This is a genomic window from Rhodococcus sp. ARC_M6, assembly GCF_022810305.1.
In the GTDB taxonomy this organism is placed as follows: domain Bacteria; phylum Actinomycetota; class Actinomycetes; order Mycobacteriales; family Mycobacteriaceae; genus Rhodococcus_F.
Genome location: NZ_JALGQH010000002.1, coordinates 42132 through 61726 on the forward strand (window position 1 = coordinate 42132; position 19595 = coordinate 61726).

Below are 19595 nucleotides of genomic sequence, written 5' to 3' on the forward strand. Positions count from 1 at the left end.
CGGGATCTGACAGCGTTCGAAACGTCGTTATCGCTCACGGATCAGTTCGCCAATGCTGCTTCGATCTCATCCCGATCACGCATGGCCGCCTCACGCAGAGCCGTCACCGACGGGCCGTGCTTGAGGATGCCACGCGAAGAGTTGGGCAGGAGCAGCTCCGTGGAACCGGCGAATATCTCCGCCAGGTCCGCGGCCGTCGCGCCCTGTGCACCCAATCCGGGAGCCAGGATCGGACCGCTGAAGTTGCTCAGGTCCAGTCCGTGATCGCAGGTGGCACCCACCACCAGTCCGACGGTGTCGTGGCCGTCGGCATTTGCGGCGATCGCGTCGTCGACTATCGACTGGGCAACCGACACACCATCGGCCGAAGACTGCTGCAGTCCCCCACCCTCGGGATTGGAGGTGCGCGCAAGCACGAAGATTCCGCGCGCATTCTCGCGGGCCAACTCCAAGGCGGGAGCCAAGGCGCCGAAACCGAGGTAAGGCGACACCGTCACCGAATCCGAGGTCAACGGCGATTCTCCGAGCCAGGCCTGCGCGTACGCATCCATGGTGGAACCGATGTCGCCGCGCTTGGCATCCGCGACAACCAGTGTCCCGGCGTCGCGCAGTACCGAGATGGTGCGCTCGAGGACAGCAAAGCCTTCGCTGCCGTACGCCTCGAAGAACGCGACCTGAGGCTTCACGATGGCAACTTCGCCGGTGAATGCCTCGACGCAGATCTCGGCAAAAGTTTCGAGACCCTCAGCCGAGCGGGGCAGGCCCCACGCGTCGAGTAGCGCCGGGTGTGGGTCGATGCCCACACACAGCCGCCCCCGGTGCGCGATTGCGGACCGGAGACGGTGACCCCAGCTGTGTGTCACGACTGGGTGGACGGTTGACGCAGACCGGCGTGCAGTTCCTGCAAGGAATGAACGCCGATGTCGCCGCGAATTGCGGCTTCGATGCCCTGAACGGCAGCCGAAGCGCCCTGCACAGTGGTGATGCACGGGATGTTCGACGCGACTGCGGCGCTGCGGATCTCGTAGCCGTCGACGCGCGGGCCGGAGTTGCCGTACGGCGTGTTGATCACCATGGCGACCTCGCCGCTCTTGATCTGGTCGACGATGGTGGCGGCACCCTCGGGAACCTCTTCGCCGGACTGCTTGTACACGTTCTTGCACTCGATACCGTTGCGACGCAATACATCTGCGGTGCCTTCGGTAGCAAGGATCGTGAAGCCCAGGTCTGCGAGACGCTTGACCGGGAAGATCAGCGAACGCTTGTCCTTGTTGGCGACCGAGACGAACACGGCACCTTCGGTGGGCAGCGAACCGTAAGCAGCGGTCTGCGACTTGGCGAATGCGGTGCCGAAGTCGAAGTCGATGCCCATGACCTCACCGGTGGACTTCATTTCCGGGCTCAGCAGGGTGTCGACGCCGGTGCCGTCGGCGCGACGGAACCGGTTGAACGGCAGAACTGCTTCCTTGACCGCGATGGGTGCACCGGCGGGAGTGTTTCCGCCGTCGCCCGTCGCGGGCAGGATGCCGCTGGCACGCAGGTCTGCAATGGACTCACCGAGCATGACGCGAGCACAGGCCTTGGCCAACTGAACGGCCGTCGCCTTGGAGACGAACGGGACGGTGCGGCTGGCACGCGGGTTCGCTTCGAGGACGTAGAGAATGTCGTCCTTGAGTGCGTACTGCACGTTGAGCAGACCCTTGACGCCGATTCCCTTGGCAAGTGCCTCGGTGGAGCGTCGGACGTTCTCGAGGTCTGCGCGGCCCAGGGTGATGGGAGGCAGCGCGCACGCGGAGTCACCGGAGTGAATTCCGGCTTCCTCGATGTGCTCCATGACGCCGCCCAGGTACACCTCGGTGCCGTCGCACAGTGCGTCGACGTCGATCTCGACTGCGTCTTCGAGGAAGCGGTCGACCAGCACGGGGCGGTCGTCCGAAATCTCGGTGGCGCGCGAGATGTAGTTGGCGAGGGAAGGCTCGTCGTAGACGATCTCCATGCCGCGTCCACCGAGCACGTACGACGGACGAACGAGGACCGGGTAGCCGATTCCGGCTGCGATCTCACGGGCGCCGTCGAACGTGGTGGCGGTACCGAACTTCGGTGCGGGCAGACCGGCTTCGTTCAGCACGCGGCCGAATTCGCCACGGTCCTCGGCCAAATCGATTGCGGCCGGGCTGGTTCCGACGATCGGAACGCCGGCAGCTTCGAGACGCTTGGCCAGGCCGAGCGGGGTCTGGCCACCGAGCTGGACGATGACGCCCGCAACGGTGCCGGACTGAGCTTCTGCGCGGTAGACCTCGAACACGTCCTCGAACGTGAGCGGCTCGAAGTACAGGCGGTCAGCGGTGTCGTAGTCGGTGGAGACGGTCTCGGGGTTGCAGTTGACCATGACGGTCTCGTAGCCGGCCTCGGACAGTGTCTGCGCTGCGTGGACACAGGAGTAGTCGAACTCGATGCCCTGACCGATGCGGTTGGGGCCCGATCCGAGGATCAGGACCTTGGGACGCTCGATCTGCGGCGCAACTTCGGACTCGGCGTTGGGGTCCAGCTCGTACGTCGAGTAGTGGTACGGCGTCTTGGCTTCGAACTCTGCGGCGCAGGTGTCGACGGTCTTGTAGACCGGGTGCACACCGAGCTCGTCACGGAGGGCACGAACTGCGTCTTCACCGGCGTGAGTGTCGCCGCCCAATTCGGGACGCAGAGCAGCGATCTGGCGATCGGAGAGGCCGTGGTACTTGGCCTGACGCAGCGCAGCCTCGTCGAACGACTCGGTTGCGCGGATCTTGTTGCCGAGCTCGTGGATCTGCAGGAACTGGTCGAGGAACCACGGATCGATCTTGGTGGCTTCGAAAAGCTGCTCGACGGTGGCGCCCATCGCGAATGCCTTCTCGATGCCGTACATGCGGCCGTCCTGCGGAACGCTCAGGTCGGCGAGCAAGGCTTCGAGGCTCTCGGCCTCGACCTCGAGGCCAGTCCAGTAACCCGCACGCTTGGTCTCGAGCGAACGCATGACCTTGCCGAAGGCCTCGGTGAAGTTGCGGCCGATGCTCATGGCCTCGCCCACCGACTTCATCGTGGTGGTCAGGGTGCCGTCGGCGCCGGGGAACTTCTCGAAAGCGAACCGCGGAGCCTTGACGACGACGTAGTCGAGCGTCGGCTCGAAGCAAGCCGGGGTCTCGCCGGTGATGTCGTTGATAATTTCGTCGAGCGTGTACCCGATGGCCAGCTTGGCGGCCATCTTCGCGATCGGGTAACCCGTCGCCTTCGATGCCAGAGCCGACGAGCGGGACACGCGCGGGTTCATCTCGATGACAACCAGGCGACCGTCAGCCGGGTCCATCGCGAACTGGATGTTGCAGCCGCCGGTGTCGACGCCCACCTCACGCAGGATGTCGATGGAGAGGTCGCGCATGTCCTGGTACTCGCGGTCGGTCAGGGTCATCGCGGGTGCGACGGTGACCGAGTCGCCGGTGTGAACACCGACCGGGTCGACGTTCTCGATGGAGCAGACGATCACGACGTTGTCGCGACTGTCACGCATGAGCTCGAGCTCGTATTCCTTCCAACCGAGGATGGATTCCTCGATGAGGACGTTGGCCGTCGGCGACGCAGCGAGACCGCCACCGGCGATCCGGTTGAGGTCGTCGACGTTGTACGCCATGCCGGAGCCGAGGCCACCCATGGTGAAGGACGGGCGAACGACGACCGGGTAGCCAAGTTCGGCAACCGTGGCGTGTACTTCGTCCATCGTGTAGCAAACAGCCGACTTCGCGGATTCGCCGCCGACCTTGGCAACGATGTCCTTGAACTTCTGGCGATCCTCGCCGCGCTGGATGGCGTCGAAATCGGCACCGATCAGCTCGACGTCGTACTTTTCGAGGATGCCCTGCTCATGCAGTGCCACTGCGGCATTGAGAGCGGTCTGGCCACCGAGCGTCGCGAGGACGGCATCGATCTTGTGGCCCTGCAAGGCTTCCTTGGCGATGACCTTCTCGAGGAACTCGGCCGTGATCGGCTCGACGTAGGTGGCGTCGGCGAACTCGGGGTCCGTCATGATCGTGGCCGGGTTGGAGTTGACCAGGCTGACGCGCAGGCCTTCCTCTTGCAGGACGCGGCAGGCCTGGGTGCCCGAGTAGTCGAACTCGCAGGCCTGACCGATAACGATCGGACCGGAGCCGATTACCAGGATGTGCTTGAGATCTGTACGGCGTGGCATTAGTTCTTGACTCCGGTTTCTTTCCGTGCGGAGAGCAGGCTGGTGAAGCGGTCGAAGAGGTACGCGGCGTCGTGCGGGCCGGCAGCAGCTTCGGGGTGGTACTGAACCGAGAAGGCTGAATCGTCGAGCAGGCGAACGCCTTCGACGGCTCCGTCGTTGGCGCAGGTGTGGCTGACCACGGCCCGGCCGAACGGTGTGTCGAATTCCTGGCCGGCTTCGCCTTCGAGCGCGAAGCCGTGGTTCTGAGCGGTGATCGCGATGCGACCGGTCTGATGCTCGATGACCGGGACGTTGATGCCGCGGTGGCCGAACTTCATCTTGTACGTGCTCATTCCGAGCGCACGGCCCAGGATCTGGTTGCCGAAGCAGATACCGAACAGCGGCAAGCCCTGTCCGATGACCTCTTTGGTGAGGTGAACAGCACCGTCGGCGGTGGCCGGGTCACCCGGACCGTTGGAGAGGAACACTCCGTCGGCCTTGAGATCGAGGATCTGCTCGAGCGTCGCGTTGGACGGCAAGACGTGAACGCGGATGCCGCGCTCGGCGAACATGCGCGGGGTGTTGGTCTTGATGCCGAGGTCGATGGCGGCGACGGTGTACAGCGCCTCACCACCCTTGGGCTCGACGATGTAGCCACTGGTGGTGCTGACCTCGCTGGCGAGATCGGCACCGAGCATGGTCGGCTGATCCTTGACCCGCTCGACCAGAACATCATCGGCTGCAAGCGCGTCACCGGAGAAGATGCCGGCCTTCATGGAGCCGCGGGTACGCAGGTGGCGGACCAGCGCGCGGGTGTCGATGCCGGCGATGCCGACTATCGACTGCTCTTCGAGCTTGGCCTGCAGCGAACCCGTCGCGCGCCAGCTCGAGGTGACCCGCGATGGGTCGCGGACAACGTAACCGGCGACCCAGATCTTGGCTCCGGCGGAATCTCCGGTGGGTCCGACGGACTCGTCGTCTTCGTCGTTCCAGCCGGTGTTGCCGATCTGGGGAGCGGTGGAGACCACGATCTGGCGGTGGTAGCTGGGATCGGTGAGCGTTTCCTGGTAGCCGGTCATGCCGGTGCTGAACACCGCTTCGCCCAGGGTCTGGCCAACCGCGCCGAAGGTGGTTCCGCGGAACACCCGTCCGTCTTCGAGGACCAGTACTGCGGGGCTGTTGTCAAAGCCGCTCATGCGTTCTTTCCGTTCTGCTCGATCTCGCCAGAGCTTGCGTCTTCGTTGTTTTTAGTCTTATTCGAGACATCTAAGGGCTTGACCCAGTCGGGGTAGACCAACTTGTCGTCGCCGCGCACACCCGTGTCGATCTCGGTGCCGCTCGGCAACTCCCAGCGGATGACCAGGACGCCGTCCTTGCTCATGACCTTGCCGGCGAGACCGTTCTCGGTGCGGATCGCGCGGATCGACTTCTGGGGAATCCAGATGGCCGACGCACCGGTGCGCTCCAGCAAGATTCCGCCGGAGTAACGGCTGATCTCGCAGGTGGACCGGAACCCGAGGTCGCCGACGGCGATGCGGTCCTGCCAACTGGGTGCGATGGTGCTGCCGACGTACAGGCCCGTGGTGGGCATGACGAGCAGTTCACCCAAAGTTGCCGGTACCGTGGGCAACTCGCCGATCGAGTCTTTCTGACGTCGGGCACGGCCGCGCCACCCGATGAACATGAGGCCGATCATGGCGACCCAGAAGATCACCAGTCCTACGACCCACAGAACTCTTTCCATCTCCATGACGCCTACTCCTCGCTCAGCAGCCGGGCGGACCCGTCGTGTGCGGTAATCCGGCCACGTAACAGTGTGGTCGTGACCCGGGCGGGCAAAGTCATCGACTCGTACGGAGTGTTATTCGCGACACTCGCCAGCTCGCGTCCATGCACTGTCCACTCGGCGGAAGGATCGACCAGCGTCAGGTTGGCCGGCTCCCCCACCGCGATGGGACGACCCTGATCGTCGAGTCCGACGATCGATGCGGGACGCTCGCTCATGACGCGGGCAACGCCGCGCCAATCGAGCAGGCCCGGCTGAACCATCGTTTGCACGATGATCGAGAGGGCAGTTTCGAGGCCGAGCATGCCCGGGCGGGCAGCGGCGAACTCACAGCACTTGTCCTGCTCGGCGTGCGGAGCATGGTCGGTGGCGACGCAGTCGATGATGCCCTCGGCCAAACCCTTGCGCAGGGCAGCAACATCGCTGGCCTCGCGCAGCGGCGGGTTGACTTTGTTGATGGCGTCATACGTCTCGAGACGCGAATCGTCGAGCAGCAGGTGGTGCGGCGTGACCTCGGCGGTAATCGAGATACCCTGGCTGCGAGCCCACTTCACGAGTTCGACGGTTCCAGCGGTCGAGGCGTGGCAGATGTGAACCCGAGCGCCGGCGTCGCGAGCGAGAAGCGCGTCGCGGGCAACGATGGACTCTTCAGCAGCGCGCGGCCAGCCGGCCAGGCCCAAGCGAGCGGCCGTCGGACCCTCGTGCGCTACTGCGCCGACGGTCAGACGTGGCTCTTCGGCGTGCTGAGCGATCAGAACACCGAGTGAGCTGGAGTATTCGAGCGCGCGGCGCATGATCAACGGATCGTCGACGCAGTGGCCGTCGTCGGAGAACATCTTGACCTTGCCGATACCGGCGGCCATGGTCGCCATTTCGGCGAGCTGCTTGCCCTTCAAGCCCACCGTGACAGCGCCGACAGGGTGGACGTCGACGAGGCCGACTTCCTGTCCGCGTCGCCAGACGTGATCGGTGATGACTACCGAATCGGCAACCGGACTGGTGTTAGCCATTGCGAACACGGCGGTGTAACCGCCGAGAGCGGCTGCAGCGGAACCGGTTTCGATGGTCTCGGTGTCTTCACGGCCGGGCTCACGCAGGTGCGTGTGCAGGTCGACGAAGCCGGGAAGAAGAATTTGCCCGCTGCCGTCGATCACCTCGGATGCAGTGGCCGGATCCAGGTTTGCGCCGATCTCGAGGATGGTGCCGTTGCCGACCAGTACGTCGACGGCATCCCCTTCTCCGTAGATCAAAACATCCTTGAGCAGGACACTCACGGGTGATTCTCCGTTCTGATTCTTGGTCACAGCGCACCGTCCTCAGAGCCGACCAGAAGCCGGAACAAGACAGCCATGCGCATATGAACGCCATTGGTAACCTGTTGCAGTACAGCAGCTTTGGAAGAATCTGCGACAGCGGAAGCAATTTCCATACCGCGCAGCATGGGACCGGGGTGCAGGACCACCGCGTGATCGGCCAGCATTCCCAGACGCTTCTCGGACAAGCCGTAGTTGATCGAGTACTCACGCTGCGACGGGAAGAATCCGCCGTTCATGCGCTCGGCCTGAACACGGAGCATCAGCACGGCGTCGAGGCCGGGCAGTTCGGCGTCCAGCGAATGCGCGACTGTGACCGGCCACGTGTGTGCGCCGACCGGCAGCAACGTCGGGGGCGCAACCAGGACAACCTCGGCGCCGAGCATCGAGAGCAGCAGCGCGTTGGAACGTGCGACGCGACTGTGCAGGATGTCGCCGACAATCGCGATGCGCTTGCCCTCGATCTCGCCGAGGCGCTGACGCAAGGTCAACGCGTCGAGCAAAGCCTGCGTCGGATGCTCGTGAGTACCGTCGCCGGCATTGATGATCGCCGGGCCGCCGTCTTCGGCTTCGCCGGTCCACTTCGCGATCTGATGAGCAGCGCCGGACGCGGGGTGACGCACAATGAGGGCGTCGGCACCCGCGGCGCGCAGCGTCATAGCCGTATCGCGCAGCGATTCACCCTTGGACACCGAAGAACTGGATGCACTGACGTTGATGACGTCGGCGCTCATCCACTTACCGGCTACCTCGAAGGAGACGCGCGTGCGGGTGGAGTTCTCGAAGAACACCGTCATGACCGTGCGGCCACGCAGCGTCGGAAGCTTACGAACTTCACGTCCGAGAAGTGCCTGCTCGAAGCGTTCGGCCTCGTCGAGAAGTTCTAGCGCGGCCTCACGATTGAGGTCCGCGATGGAGAGAAGGTGCTTCACGCGCTCTTACCTCCGGAAATGATGACTGCATCCCGGCCGTCGTGCTCCTGGAGCAAAACCTTGACGTCCTCGGACCTCGCAGTCGGGACGTTCTTGCCGACGTAATCGGCGCGCAACGGGAGTTCACGGTGACCACGGTCAACCAGAACCGCGAGCTGCACGGCACGGGGGCGACCCAGATCGCGCAGCGCATCCAGAGCGGAGCGGACGGTACGGCCCGAGAAGAGGACGTCGTCGACCAGAACGACCAGAGCGTTGTCCACTCCACCGTCGGGGACAGATGTCCGCTCGAGGGGGCGATGAGGCTTGGTGCGGAGATCGTCGCGGTAGAGCGTGATGTCAAGAGATCCGATGGGAGTGCGCACACCGGAAAATTCTTCGATCTTGTCGCGAAGACGCGTCGCGAGAATGGTTCCGCGAGTCGGGATACCGATCAGGACTACGCGGGGCGCAGTTCCCTCGGGTCCGTCGAGTGCGGTTTTCTCGATAATTTCGTGAGCGATACGCGCGACGGTCCGGCCCACATCTTGGGCGGACAACAATTCGCGAATCTCAGAGGAACTTTCTGGACCAGCAAGATCGGATGGGCGAGACCCTTCGGGCACGCTCATACAGCGACCTCCTTCTCCGCCTCACTGGACGGATCGTTAAAGGATGTCTGACGGTCCCCACCCTATCAGCCGACAGACCTGATCCCGCCGTGCGAACGCGTCCTCAGACGGGTTGTGTTCAGACACACAACTTCGCCCACGCAGTGACACTTGTGCGACTCGCACGGTGACATTTGTGCGACTCGCACGGCGGGTGGTGGAACTGAAAACTACTCGGTTTCCGAATCAGTTTCCTGAGCGCGCTGGGACGTCGCGGCAGCAGCCGAACGAACCTGCGGCGCTACGAGAACGACCTGGCCGAGGATGCCGTTGACAAACCCCGGTGAATCGTCCGTGGACAGCTGCTTCGCCAATTCGACGGCCTCGTCGACGGCCACAACGGGCGGAACGTCCGTCGCGTGGAAAAGCTCCCACACGGCGATACGCAGGATCGCGCGGTCAACTGCCGGCAGACGCTGGAGCGTCCACTCCTGCAGGTGCGAGGAGATGACCTGATCGATTCGATCCAGGTTTTCTGCAACGCCGGACACCAAGGTGACCGTGTACTGAGCAACCGGAGCCACCGAATCGTCCTTGACGGACAGATCGGAACGCTCAGATGTCAGTGCAACCGGATCGAGGTCACGTGCTTCGGCTTCGAAGAGGAAGTCGACGGCACGCTTCCGCGCCTTGTGCCGCGCACCGAGTTTCTTATGTGTGCCGGACACTTTAGGAATTCACACGCCCGAGGTAGTTGCCGTCACGCGAATCGACCTTGAGCTTGTCACCGGTGTTGATGAACAGCGGAACGCTGATCTCGGCGCCGGTCTCGAGGGTCGCCGGCTTGGTGCCACCAGTGGAGCGGTCACCCTGCAGGCCCGGATCGGTGTGCTGAACAACAAGCTCGACCGTGACCGGGAGCTCGACGAAGAGGGGAACCTCTTCGTGGGTCGCAACCTGGACGAGCATGTTCTCGAGGAGGAAACGCGACTGGTCGCCAACGACTGCTTCGCTGACCGGAACCTGGTCGAAAGTGTCGCCATCCATGAAGATGTAATCGCTACCGTCGTGGTACAGGTAGGTCATGCTACGACGGTCGACCGTGGCGGTCTCGACCTTCACACCGGCGTTGAAGGTCTTGTCCACTACCTTGCCCGAGAGAACATTCTTGAGCTTGGTGCGAACGAAAGCGGGGCCCTTGCCAGGCTTGACGTGCTGGAACTCGATGATCGTCCACAGCTGGCCTTCGATCTGCAGAACCAGACCATTCTTGAAATCACTGGTGGAAGCCACTTGCTTCGCGTCTCCTAGAGGGGGTCGGGAACCGTCTTAGACGACGGTAAGGTCTTTTGCGGTCAGTGTGAGCAGCTCTGGCCCCTGCTCACGAACAACGAGCGTGTCCTCGATCCGTACGCCTCCGCGCCCGGAGAAATACACGCCCGGCTCGACGGTCACCGCCGCGCCGGAAAGAAGTGTACCGGTGCCGAGCTTGCCGATTCCCGGTGCTTCATGGATTTCCAGCCCCACGCCGTGTCCGAGGCCGTGCAGAAACAACTCGCCGTACCCGGCATCGTCGATCACTGCGCGTGCTGCGGCGTCTACCGCGGCACATTCTGCGCCAGGGATCAGTGCCGCACGTCCGGCTGCCTGAGACTGTGCGACGAGCTCGTACACCTCCCGTTGCCAATCGGAAACAGTCTCCAAAACGTACGTTCGTGTCATGTCCGAGTGGTAGCCACCGATCTGTGCACCGAAGTCCAGTTTCACGAAGTCTCCCGACGCCAACACTGCTCCCGTCGGCCGGTGATGCGGAATCGCCGAATTCGCGCCGGCAGCCACGATGGTCTCGAAGGAGATGCCGTCGGCGCCGTTGTCGAACATGAGGTTTTCCAGTTCCCGGCCCACTTCGCGTTCGGTTCGCCCCGGTCGCAGTCCGCCGCGAGCGATCAACTGCGCCAACGCATCATCGGCGGCAGTACACGCCGCGCGAAGCAAGTCGATCTCGTGTTCATCCTTGACCATCCGCAATTTTTCGACGAGTCCGCTCACCGGTTCGAACCGGGTGGACGGGGCAGCCTCCGTCCAGGATCGGTGTTCCGCGAATGTCGCAATGTGAGACTCGAAAGCCAACGCTTCGCTTGAGAACGTCGAAATCAGATGGCGAGCACTCGAACGATTGATTTCGGCCCGAAGGTCCGGCACCTGCTCCGCCACCTGAGTGACGTAGCGGCCGTCGGTGCAGATGACCGTAGCCTTCTCGTCAGCCGCCGAACCCGCGGCATTCACCAGCAACGCGGCATTGGAACCCGTGAATCCCGTCAGGTATCGAATGTTCACAAGATCTGTGACGAGAATCGCGTCGAGTTCCCGCGCGATCAAGAGTTCGCGGAGCGCTTGACGACGGGACCGGTGATCAGCTGACATGACTCGAACCTACCGCTCGCGGCGGCGTGTTCCCCACCCCACAACACGCGGTAACAGCAATAGTTGTGGGTTAGACCACATAATGGAATCTGTTCTAGTTAGGCTGTACCTATGAACGCGTGGTTGGTACGTGGCCTCGGCATGGCCCTGATACATGTTGTCTTTCGTGCATTGCTCGGTGCGGCTATCTCGCAGTGGCCACTGCAGGGGTCCACCCTGCGATGGCTGTCGCTGCTGATCGTCATCGTCGCGGCGGCAATTTGGGGCGGAATCGACGGCATTCGTGATCGCCGTCAGTTCCCGGAAGCCGAGGACGGCGCAGACCTCACAATGCTCTGGCTCAAGGCTGCACTGGTCGGCGGATTTGTCGCCGGTGCCGCAAGTTGGGCCCTCAGCCTCGTCCCTGCCCTGGAACTGACACAGCAGGGCCTGTTCTTCGAAATCACGTCCGGCGCGGCCTTCACCATCCTGCTCATCTTCGTGCCCGCGATGATCGCCGTCACGCTCGGCCGGTTCATCACAGGCCGCGAACAGCGCAAGAACGGCACCGCCCCTCAGACGCCGTCACATGAGCGTCACCGCGAGCAGGTTCCGGTCAGCGAGGGCTACGACTCCCCCACCGGCCAGCACGCCTACAGCGGCAGCGCGGCAATGTCCGTCGAAGAGTCCGATGCCGACACCACTGTCTTTCCTCCCATCGATCTGGGCAAGCAGTAACGCTGTTACCAACAAAGTCGGGCCCCCAGGAAGTTTCCCGGGGGCCCGACTTGTGTGCTTGTTCAGCCTCGTTCGGCCAGGAACCTGATCGCCAGTGGGTATCCGGCGACACCCAACCCGACGATGACGCCTGTCGCTATCGGACTGAGGAACGAATGATGCCGAAATTCTTCGCGCGCATGGACGTTCGAGATATGAACCTCGACCAGACCAGCGGTGAGTTCCGCACACGCGTCACGCAGCACGACTGACGTGTGAGTCAGTCCGCCGGCATTGAGAATCACCGGTTCACCCGCGTCAGCCGCGTCGTGAATCCAGCCGATCAACTCGCCTTCGTGATTGCTCTGACGTACAACTACCTCGACGCCCAATTCCTTACCGGCTGCGACACACAGTTCGACAAGATCGTCGTGCGTGGTCGAGCCGTAGACCTCGGGCTGACGCTTACCGAGACGGCCGAGGTTGGGTCCGTTGATCACGTTGATTCTCATCGGCGAGATTGTCACAGTCGAACCGTACCGCCGGATGACCGCGGAGGACGCGCAATTGCCGAGTACGCCGCGACCAGCAGTGACGGATCCGGGCCTTCGAGGCGGCCGGGCTTGGCCAAGCCGTCGAGAACAACGAACCTGAGCAGTCCGGCGCGGTTCTTCTTGTCGGTCTGCATTCCGGCAAGCAGCTGAGAGAAGGCATCGTCGTCGTACGACGTCGGGAGCCCCACCAATTCGAGGATCGACTTGTGGCGATCAGCCGTCGCATCATCGAGGCGACCGGCCAAACGACCCAGTTCGGCAGCAAAGACCAGGCCCACGGCCACTGCGGCGCCGTGACGCCACTTGTACTGCTCGCGACGCTCGATCGCGTGCGCCAGAGTGTGTCCGTAGTTGAGGATTTCGCGCAGATCCGACTCGCGAAGATCCGCGGCCACTACCTTTGCCTTGACCTCGACGGAACGCCGAATCAGTTCGGGCAGAACAGTTCCCGCTGGATCCAGCGCAGCCTTCGGGTCGGCCTCGATCAGGTCCAGGATTACCGGATCCTGAATGAAGCCGGTCTTGATGACCTCTGCCAAACCGGCAACGATCTCGTTGTGCGGCACCGTCTCCAGCGTCGCGAGGTCGATGAACACAGCACCGGGCTCGTGGAACGAGCCGACCAGGTTCTTGCCGGCTTCGGTGTTGATGCCTGTCTTGCCGCCCACTGCTGCGTCGACCATTGCCAGCAGCGTCGTCGGGACGTGAACAACCTTCACGCCGCGCATCCAGGTTGCCGCAACAAAACCGGTGAGGTCTGTTGCTGCTCCCCCGCCTAGGCTCATGATCGCGTCGCTGCGTGTCAGGCCGATGCGGCCCAGTACGTCCCAGCAGAAGCCGGCCACAGCCAGATCCTTGCCATCCTCGGCGTCCGGAATCTCGATGCGATGAGCATCGATTCCCTTCTCTGCCAACGCAGCCCGCACGGCTTCCGCCGTCTCCGCCAGCGGCGGCTGGTGGAAGATCGCGACGGTCCGCGTGCCTTCGAGCTCGGCAACGATATCGCCCAGCAGACCGCGGCCGATCACGACCGAGTAAGGATTTGCGGTCTTCACCTCTACAACTACGGGTTCGGTCACTGCTCCACTGCTCCGCTCCGATTGATCATTTGTCTTCAAGTTTGGATACCAGCTGCGCTACGACGCGCGACGGACTCCGGCTGTCGGTCCGAATCCGAATCGTGGCAGCGCGGCGGTACAACGGTCGACGGCGTCGCATCAATTCTTGATACTTCACCTTCGGATCTCCACCCGCCAGCAGCGGACGATGACTATTGGCACCGGTCCGCCGCAGACCTTCGGCGACACTGATCTCGAGATAGATGACCGTGTGGCCCTTCAGCAGATCCCGGGTGCGCTCCGAGAGAATCGCACCACCTCCGAGGGAGACAATGCCGTCCGTTCCGGACAGTGCCTCACGGACAACGTCTTCTTCAATCTCACGAAAACGCGGCTCACCGTCAACAGCGAAGATATCGGGAATCGTCCGACCCGTAGTCCGCTCGATCTCGGCATCAGTGTCGATCAATGCCAGACCCAGCGCCTGAGCAACCCGACGGCCGATGGTCGACTTACCGGCGCCAGGTGGCCCGATGAGTACAGCCTTCGGCTTCATGTCGGACCTCTCAGGACCGTCTATTTCGGATCTCTCAGCGAGGCGGTCGGGCTGCGATGCCGTCGGCGTAACTACGGAAGTTGGCTGTGGTTTCTGCAATGGAATCACCGCCGAACTTCTCGAGTGCCACCTGAGCGACGACGAGTGCAACCATGGATTCCGCAACCACACCGGCAGCCGGAACCGCACACACGTCACTGCGCTGGTGGATGGCAACTGCCTCTTCACCCGTTTCCATGTCGATAGTTGCCAATGCCCGCGGAACCGTCGAGATGGGCTTCATTGCGGCGCGAACCCTCAGAGCCTCACCGTTGGTCATGCCGCCTTCGATACCGCCGGCGCGGTTGGTGGAACGAACAACGCCGTCCGGGCCGGGGCGAATCTCGTCGTGAGCTTCGCTGCCGCGTCGACGCGCGGTCTCGAAGCCGTCACCGACCTCAACACCCTTGATGGCCTGAATTCCCATGAGCGCAGCGGCAAGTCGAGCGTCGAGACGCTCGGCGCCACTGACAAACGTTCCCAGGCCGACGGGCAGTCCGTGGATAACAACCTCGACAACACCACCCAGGGTGTCGCCGTCCTTCTTGGCAGCTTCGATCTCGGCGATCATCGACTCTTCGGCAGCCTTGTCGAAGGCGCGAACCGGGCTCGCGTCAATCGCGTCCAGGTCTTTGCCTTCCGGCACGGGTCCGACGTAGGGATCGGAAGCACCGATAGAGATGACGTGCGAGACAACCTCGACGCCGAAGACCTGACGGAGGAAGGAACGAGCAACGGTGCCGGCGGCAACACGAGCTGCGGTCTCACGAGCACTCGCGCGCTCGAGGATCGGGCGGGCGTCGTTGAAGCCGTACTTGAGCATGCCGCTGTAATCGGCGTGGCCGGGACGCGGGCGCGTCAACGGGGCATTGCGGGCCTGATCGGCAAGTAGATCCGGATCCACCGGATCGGCAGACATGATGGTTTCCCACTTCGGCCACTCGGTGTTGCCGATTTCAATGGCGACGGGACCACCGAGCGTAAAGCCGTGGCGGACACCACCAATGATGGTGACCTTGTCGGCCTCGAACTTCATCCGCGCGCCACGGCCATAGCCGAGTCGACGGCGAGCAAGTTCAGACGAGATGGCCTCAGAGGTCACTTCGACCCCCGCAACCATGCCCTCGAGCATCGCGACGAGGGCGGGACCATGGGATTCTCCAGCAGTTATCCAACGCAGCACGACGCCTATCTTTCCACGTCCCAAGCAATGGTTGTGACAGTGGTCCTGCGACCGCCGTCCGATTGCGCGGCGTCACATCAACTGAGTAGCGGTGGCGCACTCAAACATGAGGTGACTTGCACCTGCCGCTGCCCGAATCGCCGTCGGCCTGGCGCGCAAACCTTTCAGGCCGACAGCGACATCGCAAGCAAGTTTGGGCCTGCGACTCATCCCCGCATTCGCGGGGAACACCTGCCGCATCTGGCAGCTCTGCCAGCGTCACTTATCCAATGAGTGGTGGAACTCGATATTCAGTATCAACCAATCGCCAGCGCAGGACCGGGAGCCGGACCGTGAGATCTGTAGTAAAACACGGCGCTGCGGCATGCCGGACGACGCGATCGTGGAGGCCCTGTACCCGATCAGCGCATACGACCTGGCAGACGAATGCGTCCGATTCGGCCTCGAGCCTCAGACGGAGACAGAGGAGGCGCCGTTTGCCAGTAAGAGATCTCACGGCGTACCAAATCTCGAACGCTGCCCGAACTGGTTACTCTGGCACAAGCAGTCAATGAGGACTATGAGACTTCACTAGTGACACATCTAATTTGCCTTGCCGACGCTCGCGGCGTGGCAGGTGAATTTAAAAACATAATCTTCGCTCACTCGACTGCGGCCTCCTTGGGCCGGGGCAAGAGGGCGACCTTCGCTAAATCTCCACCTTCCTCGTGCAGTGCGAGAAGTCCGAGACCTGGCATTGCCATGACGGCGACGTGCCCGCCGCCGGCGATGACAGATGCGAGAAGACCGATCGGCACTGTCAAGTTGTTGACATCGCCTGATCTGGGATAAGGCGGTGGTGTCGTCGACGTACAAAGGGTTCCGGTTTCCGCGGGAGATCATCGCGCACTGCGTGTGGCTGTGTCACCGGTTCACCCTCTCATTCCGCGAGATCGAGTTGATGACGGCGGCCCGAGGGGTCGAAGTGTCGTACGAGACGATCCGTGCTTGGTGTACTCGGTTCGGGCCCGAGTTCGCCCGCTGGCTACGGCAGAGCGCACCCCGACCTGGCGATAAGTGGCATCTCGACGAAGTGTTCATCAAGGTCGGCGGGGTGCGGAAGTACCTGTGGCGAGCGGTGGACCAGGATTACGCTCCGTCGGTACAGCTCAACGGTTTCTGGCCTCGTTCAGTCGTATCTCCCCGTACTTCCGCCTACCCCGCCACCATATGACTGCGAGCGACCACCGAACCGAAGTCGCCACACGATTTCAGGTGTGGGATCAGGTCGTCGAACAGGCCGTCGCTGCCTGACCGATCGTTCCGTGTGTTGCCTTACTACGCCCGAAAACTGCTGCACTCCAAACAACTTGACAATGCCAGCAAAACGCAGCACCACTGCATTGCGCGATCTCGCCACAGTTACCGCAATTCGTCCGTAGTGGCTGATCAATTGCGATACCTTGATCCCGATCAAAGTGCTGGACGCTCGTCTAGGCGCTCGTGTAGATCCGTTGCGTCGACGTCTCAAGAAAGGGAACCATGAAGCAGAGCAAAACTCTTCGCGCAATCGGAGGCCTGAGCGTATGCGCTGTGGCCGCCGGATTCGCGGTCGCGATCGGCGGCGGAATTGCAACTGCGGCGCCGGGTTCGACCACCTGGACCGACCATTACAGCACCTTCACCCGCACCATTGACAACGCCACCCCCACCGGCGACGACACCGTCACCGTCACCACCAAATGGGCCCGCATCGACTCCAACTGGGAAAAACTCAATTGGGTGAAGGACTACCACTCGACCTGCCTGACCTACGTTTCGGGTTCCGCGAAGGTCACCGACGCCGCCGGCGTCCACACCATCGAACCCTACGTCGAGATTGCCGCCGACTACACTGCCGTCGACTTCACCAGCCTCGGCTACCAGCCGACCGCAAAGAGGGGTGTCGACACCCCGATCCTGAGCATCCAGTACAAGGTCGGCTACGACTGCGACCGCGGCACCATCCTGACCGCCGGTCTGATCTACAACGGCTCACGCGGCACCGGCATCTACACCAACCCAGGCCCGTCGATCAGGGTCGCCAAGAATACCTCGACCACCACACTGGATGCGGTCCCCGCGCGCACGAAGGTGGGCCAAACGGTGCCGCTGAGCGCCGCGGTCACGGGCGGCGCCGATGGAGACATCGTCGAGTTCTACGACGGTACAACCAAAATCGGGGAGGGTTCGTTGGCAGCCGGCAAAGCGACGATGACGTGGACGCCGGCGCTGGGCGCGCACATCCTGACCGCGAAGTTCCTGGGCACGACGAAGGCCAACGAGTCGGTCTCGGCAGCACAGAACGTCCCGGTCGCCCCGGCGGACGTCGCCACCACCACGTCGGTGACCGGTCCGGCCACCGCGGTTGCGGGCACGGACGTGATTCTCGGCGTACAGGTTTCGCCCGCCCCGGCCCTCGGCGGCAAGGTCCAGTTCAAGGACGGTGGCGCCGACATCGGCGGCCTGGTCGACCTCGACGCCCAGGGCAACGCCTCCACTACGGCGGCACTCGCTGCCGGCAACCACGCCATCACCGCAGTGTTCACCGGATTCAACGAACACCTGGCATCGACCTCAGGTGCACACAACATTGCGGTCACGCCGGCCAACGTCGACACCACAACCACAGTGACAGCTCCGGCCACCGCAACAACGGGAGTCGAAGTAGAACTGGTCGTGAACGTCTCCCCGACCTCGGCCGGTGGAACCGTCCAGTTCATGGACGGCGACAACAAGATCGGCCTTCCGGTCACAGTGGTCAACGGCAAGGCGACGCTCAAGCACACCTTCACGAGCGCCGGCACCAGCAATATCACCGCGGTCCATAGCGACGCCGCAGGTAACGTCATCTCGACCTCCGAGATCCGCACGGTCACAGTTACCGATACCGAGACCCCCGGCGGCGGCAACATCGGCGGTTCGCTGGGGAACATCTTCGGATCCTGAAGAACTGTCTACTGAGGCCAACAATATGATTGTGGACCAACAGAATTGAACTAGTTCCCGATCATTGAACTGGTCGCATAAGAGCCTGAACCCCAAGGGCCTGGGTCCGGTATCGCACCTGGATCCAGGCCCTCTTCGGTTCCTGGTCAGTCCTCGCTAACCCACAGCGTCAGCGCCACACCACTTGAGAAGGCACTGTCACGTCAATTGAAAGAAATATCGGCGCAGTTGTTTTGGAGTTTTCGGTGACGTAAACCCTTTGGGGTTGTTCACGTTTCAGGAGGCAACTCCGCTCGCGGTGACTTCCCGCCAGACCACGAATCGATCGGCCATCTCGGTGCGCCACTCGGGCGCAGTCAATCGATACCGGCGGGGCATGAAATGCGGTGAGATCGAGCTGTACGCGGACAGGAATCGTTGCGCGTGTGCGACCGATGTGAAGCGTTTCATCGCCCGCTCCCGCTGCCGGGTCGGCTGATGGAATTCTCGGCCCGGTTGCTGAAAGTACTTGGATCGGCGATGCTCGACCGAGGCCAACAACTCACGGTGCGCCAACTGGTATCTGCCCAGCTTGTCGGTAACGATCACCCGCGGTACCTAGTGCAAGCCCTTGAGCAGCCTACGGAAGTATCGATTGGCGGCGTTGCCGTTTCGGCGGGACTGGACCAGCACGTCGAGCACAGTGCCGTGCTGGTCGACCGCACGCCACAGATAGTGTTGCCGACCATTGATACGGATGAACACCTCGTCGAGATGCCACTTGTCACCGGGTTGTGCCCGCCGTCGGCGCAGTTGGTTGGCGTAGGTCTGCCCGAACTTCGCGCACCACCGGCGGATCGTCTCGTAACTGACCACTACACCGCGTTCGAGCATGATTTCCTCGACTTCACGGAAGCTGAGCGGGAACCGGAAGTACAACCACACGCAGTGGTTGATGATCTCGGCCAGGTAGCGGTGGCCTTTGTACGACGGCATTGCAGTGCTCACCCCACCGATTCTCCCAGTTCGCCGACTTCAACAACGTGACAGTGCCGACCTGATAACCAGGGGTTCTGATACCTCACCGGCCAACTCCTACGCGGCGGTGTCCGCACGAGCGTCCCGGCACTCGAGAAAAACGTCCGGGAATGGATCGCCAAGGTGCACGACCGGGCACTGCGGCCCCCTACTCGCTACCGACCAGCCGCCGACTGCACCATGGATACGAAAGGAACTGCGCACCATCGAGATTCACACTATGCAATGCATCGACAACGTCAGACTGTTGCCCACAGCAGCCTGAAAGTCGAGACAGCTCTCAAA

At 62.6% G+C, this 19595-nt stretch carries 18 protein-coding genes and 1 pseudogene; 3 read left to right on the forward strand and 16 right to left on the reverse strand.

What is annotated here, in order from left to right:
• Window positions 1–41 precede the first annotated feature (41 nt).
• The 10 genes from pyrF to MTX36_RS03070 form a co-directional block, all read right to left on the reverse strand.
• Window positions 42–863, reverse strand: coding sequence for an orotidine-5'-phosphate decarboxylase (pyrF, locus tag MTX36_RS03025; protein ID WP_243618286.1), 822 nt, complete (start codon window positions 861–863; stop codon window positions 42–44).
• Complete coding sequence (gene carB / locus MTX36_RS03030) at window positions 860–4216, reverse strand: carbamoyl-phosphate synthase large subunit (RefSeq protein WP_243618287.1); 3357 nt, start codon at window positions 4214–4216, stop codon at window positions 860–862. The genes pyrF and carB overlap by 4 nt, the downstream gene beginning before the upstream one ends.
• Entirely contained in the window at window positions 4216–5391 is a 1176-nt protein-coding gene (carA, locus tag MTX36_RS03035; RefSeq protein WP_243618288.1) for a glutamine-hydrolyzing carbamoyl-phosphate synthase small subunit, read from the reverse strand. The genes carB and carA overlap by 1 nt, the downstream gene beginning before the upstream one ends.
• Window positions 5388–5939: a transporter gene (locus tag MTX36_RS03040; protein ID WP_243618630.1), complete on the reverse strand. Its 552-nt coding sequence runs from the start codon at window positions 5937–5939 to the stop codon at window positions 5388–5390. The genes carA and MTX36_RS03040 overlap by 4 nt, the downstream gene beginning before the upstream one ends.
• Window positions 5940–5950: 11 nt before the next feature.
• Window positions 5951–7285: a dihydroorotase gene (locus MTX36_RS03045; RefSeq protein WP_243618289.1), complete on the reverse strand. Its 1335-nt coding sequence runs from the start codon at window positions 7283–7285 to the stop codon at window positions 5951–5953.
• Complete coding sequence (locus MTX36_RS03050) at window positions 7282–8226, reverse strand: aspartate carbamoyltransferase catalytic subunit (RefSeq protein ID WP_243618290.1); 945 nt, start codon at window positions 8224–8226, stop codon at window positions 7282–7284. The genes MTX36_RS03045 and MTX36_RS03050 overlap by 4 nt, the downstream gene beginning before the upstream one ends.
• Entirely contained in the window at window positions 8223–8837 is a 615-nt protein-coding gene (pyrR, locus tag MTX36_RS03055) for a bifunctional pyr operon transcriptional regulator/uracil phosphoribosyltransferase PyrR (protein ID WP_243618291.1), read from the reverse strand. The genes MTX36_RS03050 and pyrR overlap by 4 nt, the downstream gene beginning before the upstream one ends.
• Window positions 8838–9046: 209 nt before the next feature.
• Entirely contained in the window at window positions 9047–9544 is a 498-nt protein-coding gene (nusB, locus tag MTX36_RS03060; protein ID WP_094272767.1) for a transcription antitermination factor NusB, read from the reverse strand.
• A gap of 1 nt (window position 9545) precedes the next feature.
• Window positions 9546–10109, reverse strand: coding sequence for an elongation factor P (gene efp / locus MTX36_RS03065; protein WP_094272766.1), 564 nt, complete (start codon window positions 10107–10109; stop codon window positions 9546–9548).
• A 36-nt stretch (window positions 10110–10145) separates the two neighbouring features.
• Window positions 10146–11240 (reverse strand): Xaa-Pro peptidase family protein, encoded by a 1095-nt coding sequence (locus tag MTX36_RS03070; protein WP_243618292.1) that lies wholly within the window; start codon window positions 11238–11240, stop codon window positions 10146–10148.
• Window positions 11241–11351: 111 nt separating this feature from the next.
• Between MTX36_RS03070 and MTX36_RS03075 the strand changes: the two genes are divergently transcribed.
• Window positions 11352–11957, forward strand: coding sequence for a B-4DMT family transporter (locus MTX36_RS03075; RefSeq protein WP_243618293.1), 606 nt, complete (start codon window positions 11352–11354; stop codon window positions 11955–11957).
• A gap of 62 nt (window positions 11958–12019) precedes the next feature.
• On the opposite strand, the gene aroQ is transcribed toward MTX36_RS03075, so the two are convergent.
• The 5 genes from aroQ to MTX36_RS03100 all read right to left on the reverse strand — a co-directional run bounded on the left by aroQ (window position 12020) and on the right by MTX36_RS03100 (window position 16123).
• Window positions 12020–12448: a type II 3-dehydroquinate dehydratase gene (aroQ, locus tag MTX36_RS03080; protein WP_243618294.1), complete on the reverse strand. Its 429-nt coding sequence runs from the start codon at window positions 12446–12448 to the stop codon at window positions 12020–12022.
• 11 nt (window positions 12449–12459) lie between these two features.
• Window positions 12460–13569 carry a 3-dehydroquinate synthase gene (gene aroB, locus MTX36_RS03085; protein WP_243618295.1) on the reverse strand — a complete coding sequence of 370 codons (1110 nt, stop codon included), beginning with the start codon at window positions 13567–13569 and terminating at the stop codon, window positions 12460–12462.
• Window positions 13570–13594: 25 nt separating this feature from the next.
• Window positions 13595–14104 carry a shikimate kinase gene (locus MTX36_RS03090; protein WP_243618296.1) on the reverse strand — a complete coding sequence of 170 codons (510 nt, stop codon included), beginning with the start codon at window positions 14102–14104 and terminating at the stop codon, window positions 13595–13597.
• Window positions 14105–14138: 34 nt separating this feature from the next.
• Complete coding sequence (gene aroC, locus MTX36_RS03095) at window positions 14139–15326, reverse strand: chorismate synthase (RefSeq protein WP_243618297.1); 1188 nt, start codon at window positions 15324–15326, stop codon at window positions 14139–14141.
• Between the two features lie 641 nt (window positions 15327–15967).
• Window positions 15968–16123, reverse strand: a complete 156-nt coding sequence (locus MTX36_RS03100; RefSeq protein WP_243618298.1) for a hypothetical protein — start codon at window positions 16121–16123, stop codon at window positions 15968–15970.
• Between the two features lie 143 nt (window positions 16124–16266).
• Between MTX36_RS03100 and MTX36_RS30165 the strand changes: the two genes are divergently transcribed.
• Window positions 16267–16539 carry a DDE-type integrase/transposase/recombinase gene (locus tag MTX36_RS30165; RefSeq protein ID WP_308198190.1) on the forward strand — a complete coding sequence of 91 codons (273 nt, stop codon included), beginning with the start codon at window positions 16267–16269 and terminating at the stop codon, window positions 16537–16539.
• Between the two features lie 308 nt (window positions 16540–16847).
• Window positions 16848–18293: an Ig-like domain-containing protein gene (locus MTX36_RS03110; RefSeq protein ID WP_243618299.1), complete on the forward strand. Its 1446-nt coding sequence runs from the start codon at window positions 16848–16850 to the stop codon at window positions 18291–18293.
• A 276-nt stretch (window positions 18294–18569) separates the two neighbouring features.
• Here the strand turns inward: MTX36_RS03110 and MTX36_RS03115 are convergent.
• A pseudogene (locus tag MTX36_RS03115) lies at window positions 18570–19268 on the reverse strand (IS6 family transposase).
• Window positions 19269–19595 lie beyond the last annotated feature (327 nt).